This window comes from Enterococcus sp. AZ194 (genome assembly GCF_051713825.1).
In the GTDB taxonomy this organism is placed as follows: domain Bacteria; phylum Bacillota; class Bacilli; order Lactobacillales; family Enterococcaceae; genus Enterococcus_K.
On record NZ_JBIOQR010000001.1, the window covers coordinates 2451743 to 2472987 of the forward strand.

Genomic DNA, 21245 nt, shown 5'->3' on the forward strand with positions numbered 1-21245 from the left:
GTCTTTCTTTCGATGTTGATTGATTCCTACGTGGTGTTCTTCAAATTTTTGTGACCAGGTAGGTACTGTTCTACATCTATTTACTTTGCAAATAGTGTTTCACAGCAATTTCAGCTTATTTTTCGAACCTTCAACTCCATGCCTCATGCGTAGAAGTTGTTGAGAGCGGAACAACGTCCTTCAATTCTTAAGGTGTTTCACCTTTAGAGATTGATGAGATCGGAGTATGGTTTTTACGTAGTGAAGACCTTCAACTCTAGCATGTCCCATGCGTAGAAGTTGTTGAGAGCGGAACGCAGTCCATCAATTCTAAAGGTGTTCCACCTTTAGAAATTGATGGGGCGGAGTGAAGATGGAGTTGCTTCTGTACCCACCGTTTATTCGGATAAAGAGAGGCTAGGACATAACGTATGAAGTTATGTCCCAGCCTCTGGATTGTTTTATTTTCCGTCTAAAATATTCAGACGAACTTTTTTTGGGCCCTCTGTTCGAACACCGTAAACAATTGTTCGAATTGCTTTTGCAACACGTCCTTGTTTGCCAATGATACGACCAATGTCAGCGGGTGCCACAGTCAAATTGTATTCATAAAAATCATCAGATTCTACGATTTCCAATTTTACTTGATCAGGGTTAGAAACGAGTGGACGAACGATCGTTAAGACTAATTCTCGCAAATCTTTCATATCCAATCACCCTATTTCTTTACGAATTTAGCTTCGTGGTGTTTTTTCATAACGCCTTCTTTTGAAAGAATGTTACGAACAGTATCAGAAGGTTGCGCACCTTTAGATAACCAGTCTAAAACTAAATCTTCTTTTAAAACTACTTCTGCAGGGTCTTTCAAAGGATTGTAAGTTCCTACAGTTTCGATGAATCGTCCGTCACGAGGAGAACGAGAATCAGCTACAACAATACGGTAAAAAGGACTCTTTTTAGAACCCATACGTTTTAAACGAATTTTAACTGCCATTATATAATTACACCTCCATTAATTTATTCACAAGAGCTAGTTTACCAGTTTTTTATCGACCTGTAAAGCTTTTTTTCTTTACAGTAAATAAAATACCTATTTTTCTCATGGAACACTTGGTTTTCCACTTGTTCATTCATACAAATAAAGGTCTTTTTTTGGCGGTAATTGAATCGTTTTTATTTTGTAAGTGTCTTTGCTTGCAAGTTTTTCGAGAGCGACTTATTATTAGTAAGTAGATTTGATTTATATTTACATAAGGAGGAAATTTGATATGACAAAAAAAATTGGTTTTTTAGTAGGTAGTTTGAGAAAAGATTCATACAGTAAAAAGGTAGCCAAGGCGATCGCGGGTCTATTTCCTGCAGAGTATGAAGCAGTTTTTATCTCATTAGATGATGTAGCGATGTATAATCAAGATTTTGATGATGAAAACCGTGTACCTGCCTCTTGGACGACTTTCCGTTCAGAGGTAAAAGAAATGACTGGTTTTGTATTTGTTACACCTGAATACAACCGTTCCGTACCGGCTGTGTTAAAGAATGCTTTAGATGTCGGTTCAAGACCTTATGGACAAAGCGTTTGGGATGGTAAACCTGGTTTAGTAGTCAGTGTTTCTCCAGGAGCAATCAGCGGTTTTGGTGCGAACCATCATTTACGTCAATCATTAGTTTTCTTAAACGTCCCTACTTTGCAACAACCCGAAGCTTATTTAGGAAACGTTACAGGTATGTTTAATGAGGACGGCACGATTATTGAAGGAACAATGAATTTCTTAAAAACAATCGTCGATGCCTATGTAGCATTTTATGAAGCCAATACAAAAGCATAATTTGTCTTAAATAGTAAAAAAGAGTTGGCCCCCAGTGATTTCTTTGGGGGGCCAACTCTTTTTTATTGCTCTTTTTTCTTCAAATGTAATTCGGCGAAGTTGCCAAATTGCTTCACCTCAAGCAGTTCTAAGTAATTGCGGTAGTTTCCTTCCTCAAACAGGCGAATCCCTGTTCCTAATAAAACTGGGGCGAACTGAATCCACCACTCATCAATCAGATTCTCTTCTAGTAAAGGTTTGATCAAACTCCCTCCACCAACGACCCAAATATCTTTCCCCTCTTCTTCCTTAAGTTTTTTAATGAAGGCTACGGGGTCTTCAGATAGAAAGGTAATTCCCTCTTTATCTGCCTGTGGGCGACGAGAAAACACAAAATTTGTTTTATCCGGGTAAGGATTGTCTCCTTCTAAGTAGTTTAACGATTCTTCAAAGGTTTTTCTACCCATGATTGTTGTGTCTATCGTGTTGATAAAAGAATCATAATTCATAGGTGTCCCATCGTCTGCATCAAATAGCCACTGCAAGCTATGAGACGCATCTGCAAGGTAACCATCGAGGCTAATGCCACCATAAAAGACAACGTTTCTCATTATTTCCCTCCTAAAATGTGTCTGTCCTTAGTTTACCAAAAGTTAAGGAAATTAGGGGATTTTTTGTACTTTTGATGGATTTATTTCCTTTTCTTAAGTTTTTTTTGCGTTTCTTATAAACTTTCAAAATTTTATTTACTCACTCAAGTGTACTATGTATACTAGTACACGTAAACACACTTTGGTTTTGAAAGGAGCTATCCATGGTTTTTATTAATAAAACCAGTAGTAAACCCTATTACGAACAGCTGATGTTAAGCATCAAACAAGATATCCTACAAGGAATCTTGGTTGCTGGGGACAAACTACCTTCTGTTCGTGAGCTGGCTCGGGATTTGATGATGAATCCTAATACAATCAGTAAGGCTTACAAATTACTGGAAACAGAGCAAGTTTTGATTACTGTTAAAGGAAAAGGAACCTTTGTAAAAAAATCCAATCCCACTCAACGAGACGATTATCGGATTGAATTGCTCAAGGGGAAGCTAAAAGATGTATTGATTGAAGCTGGGCATTTACAGGTGACGTACGAGGAAATTGTTGAGTGGGTGCAAGAATTCGAGGAGATGTGGGGAATAAAAAATGAAAATTGAGACTATTTCAAAAACAATTAATGATCGATTGGTATTAAAAGAGATTGACTTTTCGGTCCATGATAATGAAATTATTGGTTTGATTGGTCGTAACGGCTCTGGAAAAACGAGTCTGTTTCGAACGATAGCTGGGCACTATTTGGTGGATTCTGGGGATGTAACTATTGATGAACAATCTGTTTTTTCTCATCCTGAATTGAAACCGTTAATTTTTTATATAGATGAACAGATTCATTTTTTCTCAAGTTATTCATTAAAAAAGATTGGTCGGTTTTATCAAAATGCCTATCCCAATTTTGATGAGAAACGATTTTTTGAGTTGATAGAAAAACAAAATCTCCCTTTAAATAGAAGCTTTCGTGCCCTGTCAAAAGGAATGCAGGGATTGTTTAAAATCATTCTTGCGATTACGACTAATGCGCGTTACATTCTTTTGGATGAACCGTTTGATGGGCTTGATGTAATTATTAAAAAGAATGTCATTCGTTTGTTACTAGAAAGTTTAAGTGATGGGCAACGAACAGTGTTAATCTCCTCTCATAATTTGAATGAGCTAGAAGGAATCATTGATAGAGCGTTAATCTTGAAGGATATGACGATTGTGCAGGATTATCAATTAGAAGAAATGCGTGCACAAGCAAGAAAAGTTCAGATGGTCTTCAAAACGAAAAAAGTCCCTCATTTTATTAAAGAAAACTGTAAATTACTTCGCGTACAAGGCCGTGTGATTATCGCAGTTTTTGAGAATTACACGGAAGAAGTTGAACAGCAAATTCGTGAGATTGAGCCGGTCTTATTTGAAGAATTACCGTTAACATTAGAAGATTTATTTGAAGCCAATCTGAGTCAAGAGTCAGATTATCAATTGTTTAATTAGGAGGATATGATGAGTATAGATATCAAACAAATTATCAAAATGCGTTATCAAAAATTCGTAATCATTGGCATGCTACTTCTAGGTTTGTTTTATCTAGTCAATATTAACTCGGAATTTCGTCAGTGGAAATCAATAAGTGAGTATTATCATTCTGAAACGTTCCAAGCAGACTATGAAGAAAATGTTGAACACTTTGTTTATTATCCTGAAGATGGGACGGTAGCTATTCCTTATAAGAACATTAACGAATATATTCGGGCGAATACTTATTTATATGGAGATGCTAATGGCGGGCAAGATCCTAATCTACTAAGTAATAAGGAAATTAAAAGTGACGCTATCTACCCCAACACATTCTTTATGGAAAATTCATGGGTGTTTATGGTAATTTTCTTTCTACTAGGATTTCTTTTATTTTTTGTTGATCTAAAAACTAATTTTAATACATTTCTTTTTTCACTAGGCGTAACGCGTAGACAGATTTTTCTGGAAAAGCTCAAAGTTGTTGCGGTTCCACTACTTGGGACTCTTCTACTTGCCAAATTAGCTTTTATTGCGAGCATCTACCTATTGATTCCATTCGAGCTCATTAACGTCCAGCTTTCGACACTCTTGTTAACTGCGCTCAATAGTTGGTTAATCACCTTCCTGTACTTCACTTTTGGCTTATTTATCGGTGCGGCAGTTGGGAATCTGATTTTTGCTTTAGTGATTGTGGTGTCATTTTTCGTATCATCGATGTATATTCCTAGCTCGCTCACTAACTATTTGTATGCCATTAATTTTTACAAAACACAAGATTTTGAGCGAAACTATTATCGATATTTGGATTTTTCGATTGAAATCGGAAAGTCTCCAGTTAATTTATGGGTGTGTTTGGCAATGTTTCTCGTTAGTTTACTTCTCGTTTTTATTAGTTGGTCCATCTTTAAGCAGACATCACTTGAAAAAAGTAACCAAAATCTTTTGATAGATAAAAGTCGTTTACCAATAACGATTCTTGTTATCGTGTATAGCTGTTTTATTTTCTGGGGTGAAGCCTTTACGTATGCGTTAACAATCGTCCCTTACAAGTCTATAGATACAGTGTATTTTATTTCTCGCTGCCTGATTTCTGGCGTGCTCATTGCAGTCGTTACGATTGGTGTGATTTATATGGCGCCACTCAAAAAACGCTTGCTTCGTTTTGTTCGACGAGCGGTCAGGTAGGTTAATTATGAAAAAAAATAGCATAAATTATCTGTTTTGGGGCATGTTTTTCCTGTATCTTTTTCTATTATTTCAGGTGGTCTTTTTTAGTCGGATGGATTCAATCGGAATGGGACTTCGCAGAGTCAATCTAGTTCCTTTTGATTCAATCCAGTCGTATCTGTATATATATGAGATGGGAACACGTAAGCTAACTTTTAATGTAAATATTTGGGGCAATATTCTGATGTTTTTACCTTTGGGAATTTATGTACCTTTGATAAGAAAAAAAGGCTCATTTTTTCAAACGATGTGTTTATTACTAGGAATTAGCGTATCTATTGAAGTTATTCAATATCTGCTGATTCTGGGGAGTGCAGATATTGATGATATATTGTTAAATGTTACTGGTGGATTCTTGGGTTGGCTACTCTATCGCCTGCTGTTAGTTTTTCGACGAACACCTGAACAAATCAAAACAGGTATGACGATTCTAAGCGTTGTGGTGGGGTTACCACTGACTCTATTACTGATGTTTCTATTTTTGAGGAACTAAAAATTTAGCAAAAGTACAATTATTCCCGTTACTTAAAGTTAATTACAAAAACCAGAGCTTGAGAAAATCTCAGACTCTGGTTTTTTTGCTAGTTGGTTTATTTTTTCTTCTTTTTCTTCTTTTTGTTTTTCTTCATCATGCGGTTCATGGCCATCTTACCTAGCTTGCCTTTGACGCCGCCACCAAACATTTGGTCCATGCCTGGAATGTTCATATCCCCTTTAGACATTTGTTGCATCATCTTACGGGATTCTTTAAATTGTTTGATCATGCGGTTTACTTCCACCACGCTGTTCCCAGACCCTGCCGCGATTCTTCTTCTACGACTTGGGTTTAATAAATCAGGATTTTCTCTTTCAGCAGGTGTCATCGAATACACCATCGCTTTTTTCCGTTCAACATCTTTTGGATCAACTTTGACATTTTCAATCCCTGGCATTTGATTCATTCCAGGAATCATTTTTAAAAGGTCTTCGATTGGGCCCATCCCCATTACTTGATCAAGCTGTTCGATGAAGTCATTAAAGTCAAAGCTGTTTTCACGCATCTTTTGTGCAAGCTCTTCTGCTTTTTTCTCATCATAATCTTGTTGTGCTTTTTCGATAAGGGTTAACATATCCCCCATTCCAAGAATTCGGCTAGACATACGATCTGGATGGAAGATTTCTAAGTCCGTTAATTTTTCACCCGACCCGATAAACTTAATGGGTGCACCTGTTACGGAACGAATCGAAAGTGCTGCCCCGCCACGTGTATCCCCATCAAGTTTTGTGATGACAACCCCAGTAATCCCTAGCTGTTGGTTAAAGCTATCTGCAACATTGACGGCATCTTGCCCGGTCATGGCATCTACAACTAAGAGGATCTCGTTAGGTTCGGCAATTGTTTTGATTTGTTTCAATTCATCCATCAAAGTTTCATCAATGTGTAAACGACCAGCCGTATCAATCAAGACATAGTCATTTTTCTTTTCGTGCGCTAAGGCCATCCCTTGACGAACAATCTCAACAGGGCTTACTTCGGTGCCCATATCAAACACAGGGACATCCAGTTGTTGTCCTAAGACTTTTAATTGATCAATAGCGGCTGGACGGTAGACGTCTCCGGCAATCATCAATGGACGGGCATTTTCAGTTTTGATTAAATGTTTTGCTAATTTCCCAGCAAAGGTGGTTTTCCCAGCCCCTTGCAAACCGACCATCATAATAACAGTCGGAACTTTTGGCGATTTTGTCAGTTCAACGGTTTCAGAACCTAATGTTTTTGTCAGTTCCTCGTCCACAATTTTGACAATCTGTTGTGCAGGAGACAGGCTATCTAAAACCTCTGCTCCGATTGCTCTTTCACGAACATTTTTGGTAAATTCTTTTACGACCTGTAAGTTAACATCGGCTTCAAGTAAAGCTAGGCGGATTTCCCGCATCATTTCCTTGACATCAGCCTCTGATACTTTGCCTTTTTTACGTAGTTTGCTCATCGCCTGCTGTAGGCGTTCTGTTAAGCTTTCAAATGCCATAGTTTATTCAGTCCTTTATTCATCAATTTCTTGTATTTTTTTCATCAATTCAGGTAGCATCTCATCTTTTGGATAGTGTTCTCTAACATAGAGTTCCATCTTGTCCAATAATTCTCCACGAACGATATAGTCTGAAAATAAGTGAAGTTTCCGTTCGTAATCTTCAAGAATTTTTTCGGTTCGTTTGATGTTATCATAAACAGCCTGACGACTAACTGCATACTCTTCAGCAATCTCTCCTAATGAAAAATCATCTGCGTAATAAAGCTCCATGTAATTCATTTGTTTTTCTGTTAGTAAGGTGGAGTAAAATTCAAAGAGTGCGTTCATACGATTTGTTTTTTCAATTTCCATTTGTCTCGCCTCATTTTTTTGTCATCTCTTGTTGTGCCAACCATTCTTCGTCGGACAATACAGATAGACCTTTTTGGATAAAATAGGCCGTAGCTACTCCGACCCCTTGTTTGCTCTGCCCACTAAATCGACCATCATAAATAAAATGGCGTCCACAAGAAGGACTGTTCTCTTTTGTGATTAGCTGGGTGATTTTCTGTGCTTGTAATTTTTCATAGGCGATACGTGCGCCCTGCTTATATTTTTCAGTCACGTCCACACCCGTAATGGTCAGAACCTTCGCCTTTTTCTGCCAAACGTCAAACCCATCTCCACCAACTAGTTCGGCTGGCTCTCTAGGAATAGGCAGTCCTGAAAGAACCTCTGGACAGACCATGATTGCTTTTCCTTGTTGAACGAGTTCTTTTAACGGCTCTACGGTTTTGGCTTGCCCATCATATCGACAAAACACGCCGCCCAAACAAGCACTAATGCCAATCATTTTAAGACCCCTTTTTGTTCGTGTAGTTGGAAAATAAAATCGCTCCCCCATTATACCATTTATTGTGCGTTTGAAATAGTCCTAAAAGCCTATTCTATGCTAAAATGAAGAAGTGACAGTCATTTTTACAAAAAAATTTTTATTCGTTTTAAAGATAAACGAAAAAAAAGGAGTCAACTTATGAAAAAAGTACTCGTTGTTGATGATGAACCATCAATTGTGACCCTGCTTACGTTTAACCTAGAAAAAGAAGGCTATCAGGTGACTAGTGCAACGGATGGTCTTGAAGGATTAGATTTGGCATTAAATCAGCCTTTTGATTTTATTATTTTGGACGTGATGCTCCCCTCAATGGATGGTATGGAGATTACTCGGACTTTACGCCAAGAAAAAATTGATGCGCCAATCCTCATGCTAACGGCGAAGGATGACCAGATTGATCGTATATTAGGACTGGAGATGGGCGCAGATGACTATTTAACCAAACCATTTAGCCCACGAGAAGTTTTAGCTCGAATGAAAGCTATCTTTCGGAGGATGGCTCCGAGAACCTCAGCAACGGTGACAGAAGAGCCATCAGCAGAGTTTCTTCAAGTAGGCGCAATTCGTGCGGACTTAACTAACTATCAAGTAACGGTTGAGGGTCAAGCAATTATTTTGACGCCGAAAGAATTTGAACTACTGGTTTATTTTATGAAACGAAAAGATCGTGTCATTAACCGGGATACCTTATTGGATCGAATTTGGAAGTTTGATTTTGCTGGTCAAAGTCGAATTGTTGATGTCCATGTGAGTCATCTTCGAGAAAAAATTGAAGTCGATCCCAAACATCCACGCTACCTAAAAACAGTTCGTGGTTTTGGCTACAAATTTCAGGAGCCCCACGAATGAAACAGGTAAAAAAACAGACAGAAGCGCTCGCTGCATTGTTCCTCTTAGTGTTAGTATTTGCCGGAAGCTGGCAGTTAATTACTCATTTTTTTCATAACGAAGTAGTAGCCCAACAAGAAACGTATCTTCAAAATAAAGGGAGCTTACTCATTCGACAGCTACAAGCGGAACAATCTAAAAATTATCCTAAGGTACCCGCTGAAGTGCCCCCTCAAACCAAACAATTATTGAAAAACTATGTCGCCCATTCTACGGAGCGAGTCACCTTATTGACGCAACAAGGTGCGATTCTTTTTGATACAACAAATGAAGCGTTACATGGGAAAAGAGATACGCGTCCAGAGGTTCAATCGGTGCTCTCTGGAAGTGTGATGGGTAGCTCTTTACGAAAGAGTCTGACTGTCAAACAAGAATTATTGTACATTGCGTTACCCATCAAACTAGACAACGAGTTAGTGGGAGTCCTGCGTTTATCCGAGCCAACGAGTGGCTTCTTAAAACAAGCTGAGAGTTTTAGGCGTTCTATATTCATCATATTCGTGTTATTTTTTATCATTATTGGCAGTCTGATTCTCTACTTGATTCGACAAAAAAATCGTCCGATAGAAACGGTCCTACCGGTGTTGAAAAAAATGGTACGCCAGCCGGAACAAGCTGGGGTTATCATGCAAGCATCTGATGAATGGTCGGAACTGTATCGAACGATTAATACATTGAGTGAACAGACGAGTGAAACCTATCTTGCCTATACTGCAACAGAGGAACAATTCTATACACTGCTAGATGAGTTAATGATTGGCGTGTTTATTATTGATGAAGAAGGTCAGCTGGTGTTAGTCAATCCCAAAATGCAAGAGCACTTGGGGATGATAGAGTTTAAACCCAATCAGCTTTATACGGAGGTCGTCACAGACCCACAGCTTATTCGTCTGATTCATCAAGTGACACTGGAACAATCCGTTGTTCATGAAGAGCTCTCAATAAAAGAGCCATCTGAACAGGTCTTGTCATTTAGTTTACGTTATTTAACGCAGGCGAATAAACGTCAAATTATTGGGATTGCCTATGACTTAACTCGCGTTCGTAGTCTTGAAAAAATGCAAAAGGATTTTGTGGGTAATGTCTCTCATGAACTCAAAACACCAGTTACGTCGCTAATTGGTTTTACAGAAACCTTGTTAGATGGAGCGATGGACGATCCAACAACGCTCAAAGAATTTTTACAGATTATGCAAAAAGATGCGCAACGATTACAGAAATTAATTCAAGAAATTCTGCAGCTTTCAAAAGATGGCGATTCTGTTTCTTATGAGACAAAAAAAATTGCGCTCCGTCCCCTACTGGATCAGTTAATTCAAAGTTATCAATCAATGGGAAAAGAGAAACAACTACAGTTTGAGGTGGTTGGAGATAATGGGCTAGAAATTGAGACGAAGTTAGAATTGTTTTATCCAATTATTAAAAACTTGGTTGAAAATGCGATTCAGTATTCTCCTGAAAACCGAACGATTCACATTTCTTATCATCAAGATAAGGCATTGGTTTTATCTGTTCAAGATGCAGGGATTGGCATTGATGAAGAGGATCGTGAGCGAATTTTCGAGCGTTTTTATCGTGTGGATAAAGCGCGTAGTCGCCATTCAGGTGGTACGGGATTGGGGTTATCGATTGTTCAAGACTATACACGACTTTTGGGTGGGTATGTTGAAGTGGAGAGTCATTTAGGTTTAGGCTCGACCTTCACCATCCATCTACCCATTCAATAACAGGTCCTTAAATTGACTGAAATAAAAAAGCAATCTCCTGACTCATTTATAAAGGGACGATTGCTTTTTTATTGTTTTGGGGAAGGTCAAGACCTGCGAGAAATTAGGTTACATTTCCGTCAACGTCACGTTCGACTTTCATATCGGTAATGGGTAGATAACCTAACTCTTTTACAGGTCCTTGCTGGATCTCGTCGGTCATCATAAAGTCCAAGAAAGCTTTCACCGAAGCATCCGGGTTGCCGTTTGTATACATATGCTCGTAGGACCAGATTGACCAACGATTTTCCGCCACATTTTCAGCAGTCGGCGCCACACCATCTATGCTTAGTGCTTGCGTAGAAGAATCCAGGTAAGAAAAAGCAAGATAGCTGATGGCTCCAGGTGTTTGGGCCACAATTTTGCGAACAGTTCCCGAGGAGTCTTGTTCTTGTGTCTGAACAGTGGTTGCGCCATCTAGTGCCCATTTCTCAAATGTTGCCCGTGTCCCGCTTCCGCTAGGTCGGTTTATAACAGAAATCGGTTCATCAACACCCCCAACTTCTTTCCAGTTCGTAATCTTACCCGTAAAAATAGCAATCAGCTGCTGTTTGGTAAGCTCTTTGATATTGACCTCTTTGTTGACCACAGGAGCCATTCCAATTACAGCTACTTTGTGATCAACTAGTTTTTCAGCAGCAATTCCCTCTTTTTCCTCTGCAAACACATCTGAATTGCCAATAGTCACAGAACCATCAGCGACTTGGCTTAGGCCAGTCCCACTTCCCCCACCTTGAACAGAAATTTGGTAGGTTGGATTTTTTTCAGTAAAGCTTGTTTGTGCCGCATCAACTAAAGGCTGGAGTGCTGTCGAGCCAACCGCCACGATTTTGACAGGCTGATTAGTTGAAGATTTATTTGAATCTCCTGAATCTGTGCTGTCGGTTGTCCCTTGATTGCCACAGCCAACTAATAATAGGCTTAAGGTGGTTAAAACAAACGTGCTTTTTTTCATGAGTACTCTCCTCTCTTAGGTACAAACAAAGCTTATCAATTGGATGTAAATACCAAATTGATTTGAAGTAAAGATGTGGTAAAGGCATGTAATGTTTGTGTAAAGATTCAAAAAAGTTTTGTTGATAGAAATTATCGAGAAAGCTAGAGTTAAACTGGTAAAAGGTTATCAGGGAAACTATGGGAATACAAAAAGAGAGCCGCTCACGACTCTCTTTTCCTATTATGAATCTAGATTTGTCCCATTTGTTTCAATAACTTGTTTGTACCAATCAAAGGACTTTTTCTTAGAACGGTTTAAGGTTCCGTTTCCTTTATCGTCCAAATCAACATAGATAAACCCATAACGTTTACTCATTTCACCTGTTGAAGCACTGACCAAATCAATACAACCCCAAGGCGTATAGCCCATCAAATCAACCCCATCAGAAACGGCCTCTGCCATTGCATGGATGTGACGGCGCAAATAATCGATACGATATTCATCGTTAATCGTGCCATCTGCTTCGATGGTATCTAGTGCGCCTAAGCCATTTTCGACGATGAACAATGGTTTTTGATAGCGGTCATATAATTCATTTAAGGCGATTCGCAAACCATCAGGATCAATTTGCCAACCCCATTCGCTGGCTTCTAAGAATGGATTTCGAACCCCACCCAATAGATTCCCAACTACAGTGTCAGCTTCCTCTTGCGTCAAGGTTTCATTGATAGCTGACGACATGTAGTAGCTAAACCCAATATAGTCAACTGGATAACTAGCTAACAAATCCAAGTCTTCTTGAGTGATTTCAAGAGCGTTGGCATCAACACCGTATTTGTCATACGTTCTTTGTGTATACGCTGGATATTTTCCGCGAACTTGAACATCCGTACAGAAAAAGTTGAATTCTTGATTTTGAACCAAAGTAGCTACTTGATTCGTTGGATTTGCATCCAGGCTGTAAGTTGTCGCATAAATAATCATACAGCCAATTTGAATTGAAGGATTTATTTCATGTGCGATTTTGACTGCCTTACTACTAGCAACAAACTGATTGTGCCACGCTTGAAAGACGTTTTGATAGTTACCTGCTCCATTTGATTGAACTAATCCTTGACTCAAGGCTGGGAAATGAAAGGCTGAATTAATTTCGTTAAAGGTCATCCAGTAAGTCACTTTTTTGCCATAACGAGTCAAGACAGTTGAAGCAAATCGTTCATAGAAATCAATCAATTGACGGTTTTTCCAGCCACCATATGTTTTTGCTAAGTGTAAAGGCATTTCATAATGAGAGATAGTAATCACTGGTTCAATATTGTGTTTCAAACATTCATCAATGACTTCATCATAAAATTTTAAGCCAGCTTCATTTGGCGTAAGCTCATCTCCATTTGGGAAAATACGTGTCCAAGCAATTGAAAATCGGTAACATTTAAAGTCCATTTCGGCAAACAAGGCAATGTCTTCTTTAAATCGGTCAAAATGATCAATTCCTTTATGATTTGGATAAATGAATCTCTCTGAATCAATGGTCCAATCGAAATCCTTACCACCAATGATGCTAAACCGTTGTTTTCCGCCTGGCATGGCGTCCGCGACAGATAAACCTTTGCCGTCACGATCAAAAGCCCCCTCTAATTGATTGGCTGCTGTTGCGCCACCCCATAAAAAGTCTGGTCTAAATTTACGTTCACTCATTTGTGCGCCCTCTTTTCAAATTTATTTTACAATAGTTAGAAAATCTTCGCCTTGAATAATTTCTTCTTGGTCTAAATCTACTACGTCAGCAAAATCATTGGTGTTCGTAATCACGATTGGTGTGATGATTGAATACCCAGCTGCTTTAATTTTCGCAAGATCAAAAGAAACTAATGATTGACCCGCTTTTACTTGGTCGCCTTGTTTGACGTGAGCTGTGAAGCCTTCGCCATCTAATTCTACAGTATCCATTCCGATGTGCATCAAGATTTCAATACCGTCCGTTGTTGTAAAACCAACCGCATGACCAGTTGGGAAAATTGTGGTAATTTCTCCGTCAGCCGGTGCAATTAATTCACCTTGTTCAGGTTCAATTGCTAGTCCCTTACCCATAGCGCCAGAAGAAAATACAGGGTCTTTGACATCAGCTAAAGGCATGATTTTACCGCTTAAAGGACTTTGTAAAATGTGACGTGTATTCGTTTCTGCTGCGTGTGACTGAGTGTTGCTAGTGTTTTCTGGATTTTTTGGGTCATCAAAGCCGATGACAAATGTTCCGATAAACGCAAGAACGAAAGAAGCAGCTGTTGCGATAATCGCCATCATAACATTTGATTCAACGCCGTCAATCGTACTAATGAATGAAGGAATTGATAATAAACTAACTAATCCGTTAGCAAAAACTTTCACACCGCTCATCCCAACAACTGCCCCACCTAATGCACCTGTTACGCAGGCCACGATAAATGGTTTTTTCAAAGGTAAAGTAACTCCATATACAGTTGGCTCAGTAATTCCAAAGAATGAAGTAATTGTTGAAGTAAAAGCTAATTGGCGAAGTTTTGAGTTTTTTGTACGTAAAGCAATTGCTAAGGCCGCGCCCCCTTGAGCAATAACGGCTGGTAACAACATTGGCACTAAAACATCATATCCAAGCTGTTCAAGGTTTAAGAACATCAATGGAACAAAGCCCCAATGCATCCCAAACATAACAAATACTTGCCAGAAACCACCCATAATTAAGCCTGCAACTAGTGGGCTGAAACCATAAACGGTGTTAAATAGACTACCTAATGCGTCACCGGCGATAGTTCCTAATGGTCCAACTGCTACAAAGGTTACTGGAACCATCACTACTAAAACGATCAATGGAACCAAAATGGTTTGCAAGAATTGTGGAACCATTTTTTTAACTAATGGCTCAAATTTACTTTGTAACCATACTGCTAAAATTATTGGAATAACCGAAGAAGTATAGCCTGATGGTGATAAGATTGCTGGAATACCAAAGAAGTCTAAGCCAGTTCCCGCTCCTGCAATAGCCGAAATTGCTGGGTAAACTAATGCCATCGCGATACCCGCTGCTAGAAACTCATTGGTTTTGAATTTTCTTGCGGCAGTGATAGCTAAAAGAATCGGTAAGAACGTAAAGATGCCATCTGCTGCGGCAAAAAGAATTTGGTAAGCACCATCTGCATCACTTAACCAACCTAAGACAACTGCTAGAGAAAGAAATCCTTTTAAGACACCGGCTGCCGCCATCGCTCCTAAGAATGGCGTGAAGATTCCTGAGATAACATCGATAAATTGATTTAAAAGATTGCCTTTTTCGCCTTCATCAACAGGTGATTCGCCAAGTCCTGAATCATCTAAGATTGCTTTATATACATCAGCTACATTGCTGCCGATAACGACTTGGTATTGCCCACCACTTTGGACAACTTGAATGACATCTGGATCAGCTTTTAATTTTGCTGTATCCGCAACTGCCTCATCTTTTAATTTGAAGCGAAGACGGGTGGCACAATGAACGAGACTATTGACGTTCTTTTCCCCCCCTACTGCTTCAAGTACGCGTTTCCCTACTGCTTTGTTATCCATTTTTTTTCCTTCTTTCTGTGTTTTATGTATACAAAAAAACCTAAACTGAAAAAACACTTCTGTCCGAAAACAAAGCTTGTTTTTCCAATCTAGGTTTTGCCTGCCAAACAGTAACAATCCTTATGATTGAGTAGAATGTTGATTTTCTCCAACAATTCGTTGAACATGAATCGTTAGGTAAACTTGTTCCGATTTATCAATCGGTTTTTGTTGAGTCTGTACCAAAAAGTCATTGATTCTTTGGACACATTGAAATGCTTGTGGATATTTGGATTGAATGAGTTCGTACAGAAACGCATCCGCCTCTTCATAGACCTCATCTCTTAAATATCTTTGAGCAAAAAATTGTAAATGGGTTACAATCCGCTGATAACTCAAGGAATCCTCATTGAATATCTGCCCAAAATATCGGCTGATGATACTTAAAATATCACGAACCATAGTGGTTGCCGTCATGGTCACCTCCATGTTGCCGTTCGCTTGTTGACTATTAACAAAATGAAAAGCGATAAAGCCTGCTTCATCTTCTGGAAATAAAATACCTGTCCGCTCCTCAATGATTTTGAGCGCATCCTTGGCAATCTTAAATTCTTTTCCATAAAACTTTCTAATCTCAAAAAGTAAAGGATTAGGAATTAAGACGTTTTCCTTGGATCGTTGCAAGGCATAGTGAATATGGTCAGTTAATGTGACATAAATATTTGGAGAAAGCTCAGTTGCTAGCCTTTCTTCTGCCATATCAACGATTTTTTTCACCAGGTATATCTCTTCTGTGGGGACATCTACGAGCAGCTGTTGAAACTGTCCCATGGCTGAAGAATCCTTGAGAATAAATTCTTTTTCGATCTTATCTGTATCTAGAGAATCACCAATTTTTTTCTGAAAAGCAATCCCTCTTCCCATAAAGATGATCTCATCCCCAGCTTCATTTTTTGAAAGAACAACATTATTATTGTAGATTTTTTCGATGTACATTGATGTTCCTCCCCAAAAAGAAAATAAAAAAACCTAGAATCCGCCCTACAAAAAAAGGTTAGCTAGATTCTAGTTTTGCCTGCCGAACAGTAACAATCCTTATTACTGTTAGAGAATATCATAAAAAGCAATCAACTGCAAGCCCTTTCTTTCGAAAAAAACAAAAAAACTGGAATAAATAACGAATTAAATTTTTTGCGTTATTTCTGGAAAAGCTTGAGATAAACCTTAGCAGTTAGAATAATTCGAAAAACACCTCGAAGAAATAACTTGAACATGTGGTTCGTTGGTTAAAACAAGGGCGACAATCCTCCACTTAACCTTGGGACGATTGTCGCGCATAATAAAGCTTTTTTCCAACTAATTGAAGATCTACCTGTTTTTTTGCAAACTTCTAATCTATTCCTACTTACTTAGAGGTGTAGTCAGATAAATAGTTTTCTAACCGTCTCATTGCTTCTTCTAAAACAGTCATTGAAGCAGCGTAACTTAGCCTAACGTACCCCTCTGCTTCGGGACCAAACGCAATTCCTGGGATAATTGCTAAGGCATTTTTTTCAGCCAAATCGACACAAAAAGCCATCGAATCTTGAAGACAGCCTTCAGGAATTTTTGCAAAAATATAGAAGGCGCCAGACGGTTTAGCTACAGTGAACCCGAAAGAAGTCATTTTTTCATAAAGAAAATCACGGCGTTCTAAATATTCTTTTTTCATCACGGCGGCATCATTAATTCCTTCGACAAGTGCTCGTACAGCCGCTTTTTGAGAAACCGTCGCAGCAGAGGTTACCAAATATTGATGGACTTTAATAATCTGATTGGTTAAGGCAGAAGGCGCAAAGATGAACCCAATTCGCCAACCTGTCATCGCATGTGACTTTGAAAGTCCATTAATCAGAATCGTCTGCTCTCTTAGATACTCTGCAATTGAGACATGGGGTTCTCCGTACGTCAATTCACTGTAGACTTCATCACTGATGACAAAGACTGGATATTTTTTGAGGACCTCTGCAATTGCTTGAACCTCTTCTCTTGAATACGTCACGCCAGTTGGGTTACTTGGATAGTTTAAAATAATTGCTTTGACGGCATCACCATGCTCAGCCATCGCCTGCTCAATCATCTCAGGGGAAAGAACAAACTGGTTTGGTCGCGTATCAATATAAACTGGCTCCGCACCAGCTAAGGTAATCATCGGTTCATATCCTGGATAAATGGGTGCCGGCAACAAAACCTTGTCCCCTTTATTTAAAATAGCCAATAGTGTCGCAGAAATCGCTTCGGTCGCGCCGACTGTCACTAGGGCTTCAGTTTGGCTGTTATAAGAGAGCTGATACTTCTCCTTCAAAAAATAGGTTGCGGCTTCTCTGACGTCTAACAAACCAGCCATCCCTGTGTAGTGACTGAAGTTTTGCTCGATAGCTTCTTTCCCTGCTGTCTTCACATGTTCTGGCGTATTAAAATCAGGCTCACCCAACGTTAGTTTTAAAATGTCTGGGATTGGAGAGACGGCTTCATCAAATTGTCGAATGGTTGAAACGGCAATTTGATAAACTTGCTGATTAAATCGATTTTCTAGCTTATTCACACACATAACCACCTTAACTTTTTTTGAAATCTCTAAGTATAGTTATAGTACCATAAAAGAATTTTAAAATGAATTTTTAATTACAATATAATGTATAAAATATGAGAAAATTTCTGGTTGTTTTGGGATGTATAAAATACTCCTGTATAAAAGAGAAGTTGTATCCAGAATTTCTTGAAAAATTATTTATGCCGCGTAGACTACATATAAAAAATCAGAAAATCGCTTGGAACCAGCCGTGTACATGGCTAGCTTCAAGCGATTCATTTGAAAAAATTAAGTATGTCTGAATATCTTTAACTTCAGCATCTGCCACTTTGTTTAGTCGGTCTCTTTTTGAGTGGGTAAGATATGGAAAATAAAAAATGTGATAATTGTTAAAATAAAAGATAAGACGACTACGTAAAAAATGGGTTTAATTGCGATAAAATAAAGCGAATAGTAAGCCTGACTATCAAATAGTCCGCTTTGGCTAAGTCCTGTAGGTCCCAAAATCATTCTCGGCATCAAAGCGATTCCTGTTGTGAAACAAGCGAGACAGCAAAGATATATAGGTGCGAGAACCCTTTTTACACGGGAAAAGTGATACCAAACTAAGAAGACAGTTAATAAGAAATAGAGCCATCCTAATGCTGGGAAATTTTTTAAGATTAGCCACCCGGTTCCTTGTACCGAACCCAATATTTCTGCATCTTTAACGACCGCACTTAACCAACGAAAGGGAAGTAGGACAATCGGTAGTAGCCAAAAAACAAGAAAGATATTTTTATAGTGAATTACTTTTTTCAACCGTACCACTCCTCAACAATTTTGTAAGTATCTATCCCAAAATTTGCTAGATAATGTTTATATTTTTAGCAATATACTGAATTATATCAAACCTAAACGAAATATTGTTTGGGAATTGCTTGTTTTTTTACGAAAGGAGCATTAAATTTTATTCATTTGTGAGTAAAATATTTGTGCATTTTGAAAAAAAGGAGTTTGGTACATAACTCAGAAAGTTATGTACCAAACTCCTTTTATCCGAATAAACGGTGGGCACTAAAGCAACTCCAATCTCCATTACATTCCGCTCTCATCAATTTCTACGCATGGGACATGCTAGAATTGAAGGACTGCGTGTCGCGCTCAACAATTTCTACGCGTGGGCCATGCTAGCGTTGAAGGTTCTTGTTGCACCGTACCTACCCGGTTCTCGAAGTTAACCACTTCTGCCCCAACCTCTCTTTGGGTTGCAAAAAAGTGGCATTTTTTATAATTCTCTCAAATAGACCTTTTTAATCAGTAATTTATCAAATAAATGAGATTGGCTGTCTTGTTCGCCAATCACTTCAGCGAGAATGATCTTTTGGTTGTTCTTTTTTCTTAACTGGTAAATGATCTTACCAGATTCATTCAATTCATTCATCATATCAACGACACCACCAAAACCAGTCTTTTTGGTAATAAAACCAAGAGCAACCATTCGTTCATCCAAATTTTTGGCTGAAATAGTCGCGCCATCAACTAATGTTTGATGGAGAATCATTGCCAGCCCTTCTAGTTCTTCGGCTATTGGAATCTCTGGTTCAGGCTCTGGGCGACTTTGCAGTTCCTGCAGCAATGTTTCGTATTGTTCTTTGGTTAGCATAACTCCGGCAATCTTCTCTCGATTGAAAACATAGACACCTGTACCCGCTTCTCTTGCTTGGTTAAATACATCCATGGGTGATTTTTTCACTTCTGTGATCGAAGATGTGGGAACATCTAGCTTTTTCAGTTCCATTCGTTTCTCCTCCTCGCATTGACAAAAACCATTATATCACAGCTTCTCCCATGGGTTCATGTTTTTCTTCATCTATTTTATTAATTGAAAAATAACATTCGTTAATTCAATTATTAATTCCTCAATAAATAAGGTCGAGATGAAGATCGTCCGAATCGTCTTATTTGAGGATTTTTTTAAGCTATAGTAATCTGTCACACAAATATCTGCGTAGTTAGGAATCTCATTACCAAAGTGAATCGACACGCGAATCGCGCAAAATAAAGAAAAGTGATTCTGTATTAGTTGTTCCAAGTGTTTAAGTTTACTCTCAGATAACTTTAAAAGTAAACAAATATGAATCGGAATCTCAATCTCAGTCGAGGAAAGAATGGGGACAATCATCTGATAGTTATAGAGATTTTGTATCTGTTTATCTTCGGAATTTTTGGTGAAGGCATAGGGTTGGCGATCTGAAATAATCTTTAGGCGTGCAAGCATTTTAGGCTGCTTCTGAAGCTTTTGTGTAATGCGTTCTTTTTCATACATCGTTAGGAGGTCTTCGGTGTGGATAGCTCGGCAAATAAGACGCTGAAGAAGCATCTTCACGAGGATGGTTTGTTTAGCGGGATTAGAAAACTCAGGAAATGTCCGTTGAATGACCAATAACCATTGTTTAATCTCCGGAACAATCGGATAGATAGTGTCTAATGTGAAAGGAAACTTCTCTTTAGAAAAGTCACTGGAAGCCTCTGAGCATAAAAATAGATAGAGATAAAGAGATTCACTACCTGTCAGGCTTAGATGTTTTCTCTTAAACAGCTGAAATCGACTATCTTTTTGAATTAACTGCCAGCAAAACCTAGGCAGTCGAAGAGTATGGACTTCTCGGCGATAGTAAATAATATGTGTCATCAAACTTTCAGACAAAGCTCCTTCGAAAGGTTGAGTAGAGTTTTGAGCGAAAATGAGTTGAATTTTTTTAGGACATAGTTCAGGGAAGTCACGAGCAAAATCAAATGAAAGTTTACAGACGGCCCCCTCTTCGCCTAGCAAAACGGATTCCTTTTCTTGGACATAAAAACCTAAAGGAAACAAGGCTTTGTTGAGTCGATAGTATTGGCGAGTTGTGAAGTTAGTAGTAGCTGGCTCATTCCAAATTGCTTGAGAGAGCAATCGAAATAAAGAGCTTTTAGAAAAAAACAGGACTAGGATTTTGTGCAGGGAGATGGTTTCTTGGTAGTGCCAAGAAACGAACTTATGATCGATATGCAAATTCATTTGTGGAGAAATACGCTCAATTTCGAATAATCTTTTTCGTAAAGTCTTACGGTGTATAGAAAAATGATTAGCTAACTCTTGGAAAGTAAAGCAGCCTTCTCTCATATAGATAAGGATTCGGAGCTTTTGCTGATAATCTTTTTCTAAAAATGAAACCCAATCCATCTCTGCACCTCTTCTCATCGTTCTCACTATTAAAGTACCATAAAAACAAACATATTTGCTATTTTATTTTGGGAGGAAAACCGTTCAAAATTGTATAATGGCTAGAAGTGCCAATCAAAAAGGAGTCGTCTGTGGTTACCGAAATTTTTGGGATTTCAAGTACCGTATTTTAACTAGCTCCAATTTAGCCCAAAAAAGCAATTCTGTCATCACTGACAAAGCTGCTTAGTGTGTATTATATTCTAGTCATCCACATCATTTGACATAGCGCCTCAAAAAGACGGAAAACCAGCTTGAGGTTCTCCGCCTTTTTGATT

21 protein-coding genes are annotated in these 21245 nt (G+C 38.6%); 7 read left to right on the forward strand and 14 right to left on the reverse strand.

Features of this window, described 5'->3' with window-relative positions; translation table 11 throughout:
- Positions 1-440 precede the first annotated feature (440 nt).
- Both IGI37_RS11500 and rpsP read right to left on the reverse strand, forming a co-directional pair.
- Complete coding sequence (locus tag IGI37_RS11500; protein ID WP_438762058.1) at positions 441-686, reverse strand: KH domain-containing protein; 246 nt, start codon at positions 684-686, stop codon at positions 441-443.
- Positions 687-697: 11 nt separating this feature from the next.
- On the reverse strand, positions 698-973 hold the full coding sequence (rpsP, locus tag IGI37_RS11505; RefSeq protein ID WP_010769040.1) for a 30S ribosomal protein S16: 276 nt from the start codon (positions 971-973) through the stop codon (positions 698-700).
- Positions 974-1247: 274 nt separating this feature from the next.
- Here rpsP and IGI37_RS11510 point away from each other — a divergent pair, with 274 nt between their 5' ends.
- Entirely contained in the window at positions 1248-1805 is a 558-nt protein-coding gene (locus IGI37_RS11510; protein WP_438762060.1) for an NADPH-dependent FMN reductase, read from the forward strand.
- A 62-nt stretch (positions 1806-1867) separates the two neighbouring features.
- On the opposite strand, the gene IGI37_RS11515 is transcribed toward IGI37_RS11510, so the two are convergent.
- Complete coding sequence (locus tag IGI37_RS11515) at positions 1868-2395, reverse strand: dihydrofolate reductase family protein (protein ID WP_438762062.1); 528 nt, start codon at positions 2393-2395, stop codon at positions 1868-1870.
- A gap of 203 nt (positions 2396-2598) precedes the next feature.
- Between IGI37_RS11515 and IGI37_RS11520 the strand changes: the two genes are divergently transcribed.
- The 4 genes from IGI37_RS11520 to IGI37_RS11535 are packed head-to-tail and all read left to right on the forward strand — an operon-like array spanning position 2599 to position 5609.
- Positions 2599-2988, forward strand: a complete 390-nt coding sequence (locus IGI37_RS11520; RefSeq protein WP_438762064.1) for a GntR family transcriptional regulator — start codon at positions 2599-2601, stop codon at positions 2986-2988.
- Positions 2978-3865 (forward strand): ATP-binding cassette domain-containing protein, encoded by an 888-nt coding sequence (locus IGI37_RS11525; RefSeq protein WP_438762066.1) that lies wholly within the window; start codon positions 2978-2980, stop codon positions 3863-3865. Before IGI37_RS11520 ends, IGI37_RS11525 begins: the two co-directional genes overlap by 11 nt.
- Positions 3866-3874: 9 nt before the next feature.
- Positions 3875-5074 (forward strand): hypothetical protein, encoded by a 1200-nt coding sequence (locus IGI37_RS11530; protein WP_438762068.1) that lies wholly within the window; start codon positions 3875-3877, stop codon positions 5072-5074.
- A gap of 7 nt (positions 5075-5081) precedes the next feature.
- Positions 5082-5609 carry a VanZ family protein gene (locus tag IGI37_RS11535; protein WP_438762070.1) on the forward strand — a complete coding sequence of 176 codons (528 nt, stop codon included), beginning with the start codon at positions 5082-5084 and terminating at the stop codon, positions 5607-5609.
- Between the two features lie 97 nt (positions 5610-5706).
- On the opposite strand, the gene ffh is transcribed toward IGI37_RS11535, so the two are convergent.
- The 3 genes from ffh to IGI37_RS11550 are packed head-to-tail and all read right to left on the reverse strand — an operon-like array spanning position 5707 to position 7960.
- Entirely contained in the window at positions 5707-7125 is a 1419-nt protein-coding gene (ffh, locus tag IGI37_RS11540; RefSeq protein WP_438762072.1) for a signal recognition particle protein, read from the reverse strand.
- A 15-nt stretch (positions 7126-7140) separates the two neighbouring features.
- Positions 7141-7479 (reverse strand): putative DNA-binding protein, encoded by a 339-nt coding sequence (locus tag IGI37_RS11545; protein WP_438762073.1) that lies wholly within the window; start codon positions 7477-7479, stop codon positions 7141-7143.
- 10 nt (positions 7480-7489) lie between these two features.
- Positions 7490-7960: a DUF523 domain-containing protein gene (locus tag IGI37_RS11550; protein ID WP_438762075.1), complete on the reverse strand. Its 471-nt coding sequence runs from the start codon at positions 7958-7960 to the stop codon at positions 7490-7492.
- A 180-nt stretch (positions 7961-8140) separates the two neighbouring features.
- Here IGI37_RS11550 and IGI37_RS11555 point away from each other — a divergent pair, with 180 nt between their 5' ends.
- Positions 8141-8851 (forward strand): response regulator transcription factor, encoded by a 711-nt coding sequence (locus IGI37_RS11555; protein ID WP_438762077.1) that lies wholly within the window; start codon positions 8141-8143, stop codon positions 8849-8851.
- Positions 8848-10617, forward strand: a complete 1770-nt coding sequence (gene pnpS / locus IGI37_RS11560; RefSeq protein WP_438762079.1) for a two-component system histidine kinase PnpS — start codon at positions 8848-8850, stop codon at positions 10615-10617. The genes IGI37_RS11555 and pnpS overlap by 4 nt, the downstream gene beginning before the upstream one ends.
- Before the next feature lie 103 nt (positions 10618-10720).
- Here the strand turns inward: pnpS and IGI37_RS11565 are convergent, their stop codons facing one another.
- The 8 genes from IGI37_RS11565 to IGI37_RS11600 all read right to left on the reverse strand — a co-directional run bounded on the left by IGI37_RS11565 (position 10721) and on the right by IGI37_RS11600 (position 20928).
- Complete coding sequence (locus IGI37_RS11565; protein WP_438762080.1) at positions 10721-11611, reverse strand: phosphate ABC transporter substrate-binding protein; 891 nt, start codon at positions 11609-11611, stop codon at positions 10721-10723.
- A 222-nt stretch (positions 11612-11833) separates the two neighbouring features.
- Positions 11834-13291 (reverse strand): 6-phospho-beta-glucosidase, encoded by a 1458-nt coding sequence (locus IGI37_RS11570; protein WP_438762082.1) that lies wholly within the window; start codon positions 13289-13291, stop codon positions 11834-11836.
- 21 nt (positions 13292-13312) lie between these two features.
- Entirely contained in the window at positions 13313-15172 is a 1860-nt protein-coding gene (locus IGI37_RS11575; RefSeq protein ID WP_438762084.1) for a beta-glucoside-specific PTS transporter subunit IIABC, read from the reverse strand.
- A 120-nt stretch (positions 15173-15292) separates the two neighbouring features.
- On the reverse strand, positions 15293-16147 hold the full coding sequence (gene licT, locus IGI37_RS11580; protein WP_438762085.1) for a BglG family transcription antiterminator LicT: 855 nt from the start codon (positions 16145-16147) through the stop codon (positions 15293-15295).
- Positions 16148-16556: 409 nt separating this feature from the next.
- Positions 16557-17735 (reverse strand): pyridoxal phosphate-dependent aminotransferase, encoded by a 1179-nt coding sequence (locus IGI37_RS11585; protein WP_438762086.1) that lies wholly within the window; start codon positions 17733-17735, stop codon positions 16557-16559.
- Positions 17736-18056: 321 nt separating this feature from the next.
- Positions 18057-18533 (reverse strand): hypothetical protein, encoded by a 477-nt coding sequence (locus IGI37_RS11590; RefSeq protein ID WP_438762088.1) that lies wholly within the window; start codon positions 18531-18533, stop codon positions 18057-18059.
- Between the two features lie 457 nt (positions 18534-18990).
- Positions 18991-19503, reverse strand: a complete 513-nt coding sequence (locus IGI37_RS11595; RefSeq protein ID WP_438762090.1) for a type II toxin-antitoxin system Phd/YefM family antitoxin — start codon at positions 19501-19503, stop codon at positions 18991-18993.
- A 72-nt stretch (positions 19504-19575) separates the two neighbouring features.
- Positions 19576-20928 carry a hypothetical protein gene (locus IGI37_RS11600; protein WP_438762092.1) on the reverse strand — a complete coding sequence of 451 codons (1353 nt, stop codon included), beginning with the start codon at positions 20926-20928 and terminating at the stop codon, positions 19576-19578.
- Positions 20929-21245: the final 317 nt, after the last annotated feature.

Coding starts and splice junctions, on each gene's coding strand:
- IGI37_RS11520 (WP_438762064.1), top strand. CDS start 2,599: ATGGTTTTTATTAATAAAACCAGTAGTAAACCCTATTACGAACAGCTG.
- IGI37_RS11595 (WP_438762090.1), bottom strand. CDS start 19,503: ATGGAACTGAAAAAGCTAGATGTTCCCACATCTTCGATCACAGAAGTG.
- IGI37_RS11530 (WP_438762068.1), top strand. CDS start 3,875: ATGAGTATAGATATCAAACAAATTATCAAAATGCGTTATCAAAAATTC.
- ffh (WP_438762072.1), bottom strand. CDS start 7,125: ATGGCATTTGAAAGCTTAACAGAACGCCTACAGCAGGCGATGAGCAAA.
- IGI37_RS11600 (WP_438762092.1), bottom strand. CDS start 20,928: ATGGATTGGGTTTCATTTTTAGAAAAAGATTATCAGCAAAAGCTCCGA.
- IGI37_RS11510 (WP_438762060.1), top strand. CDS start 1,248: ATGACAAAAAAAATTGGTTTTTTAGTAGGTAGTTTGAGAAAAGATTCA.
- licT (WP_438762085.1), bottom strand. CDS start 16,147: ATGTACATCGAAAAAATCTACAATAATAATGTTGTTCTTTCAAAAAAT.
- IGI37_RS11500 (WP_438762058.1), bottom strand. CDS start 686: ATGAAAGATTTGCGAGAATTAGTCTTAACGATCGTTCGTCCACTCGTT.
- IGI37_RS11545 (WP_438762073.1), bottom strand. CDS start 7,479: ATGGAAATTGAAAAAACAAATCGTATGAACGCACTCTTTGAATTTTAC.
- IGI37_RS11535 (WP_438762070.1), top strand. CDS start 5,082: ATGAAAAAAAATAGCATAAATTATCTGTTTTGGGGCATGTTTTTCCTG.
- IGI37_RS11575 (WP_438762084.1), bottom strand. CDS start 15,172: ATGGATAACAAAGCAGTAGGGAAACGCGTACTTGAAGCAGTAGGGGGG.
- pnpS (WP_438762079.1), top strand. CDS start 8,848: ATGAAACAGGTAAAAAAACAGACAGAAGCGCTCGCTGCATTGTTCCTC.
- IGI37_RS11550 (WP_438762075.1), bottom strand. CDS start 7,960: ATGATTGGCATTAGTGCTTGTTTGGGCGGCGTGTTTTGTCGATATGAT.
- rpsP (WP_010769040.1), bottom strand. CDS start 973: ATGGCAGTTAAAATTCGTTTAAAACGTATGGGTTCTAAAAAGAGTCCT.
- IGI37_RS11525 (WP_438762066.1), top strand. CDS start 2,978: ATGAAAATTGAGACTATTTCAAAAACAATTAATGATCGATTGGTATTA.
- IGI37_RS11515 (WP_438762062.1), bottom strand. CDS start 2,395: ATGAGAAACGTTGTCTTTTATGGTGGCATTAGCCTCGATGGTTACCTT.
- IGI37_RS11555 (WP_438762077.1), top strand. CDS start 8,141: ATGAAAAAAGTACTCGTTGTTGATGATGAACCATCAATTGTGACCCTG.
- IGI37_RS11565 (WP_438762080.1), bottom strand. CDS start 11,611: ATGAAAAAAAGCACGTTTGTTTTAACCACCTTAAGCCTATTATTAGTT.
- IGI37_RS11570 (WP_438762082.1), bottom strand. CDS start 13,291: ATGAGTGAACGTAAATTTAGACCAGACTTTTTATGGGGTGGCGCAACA.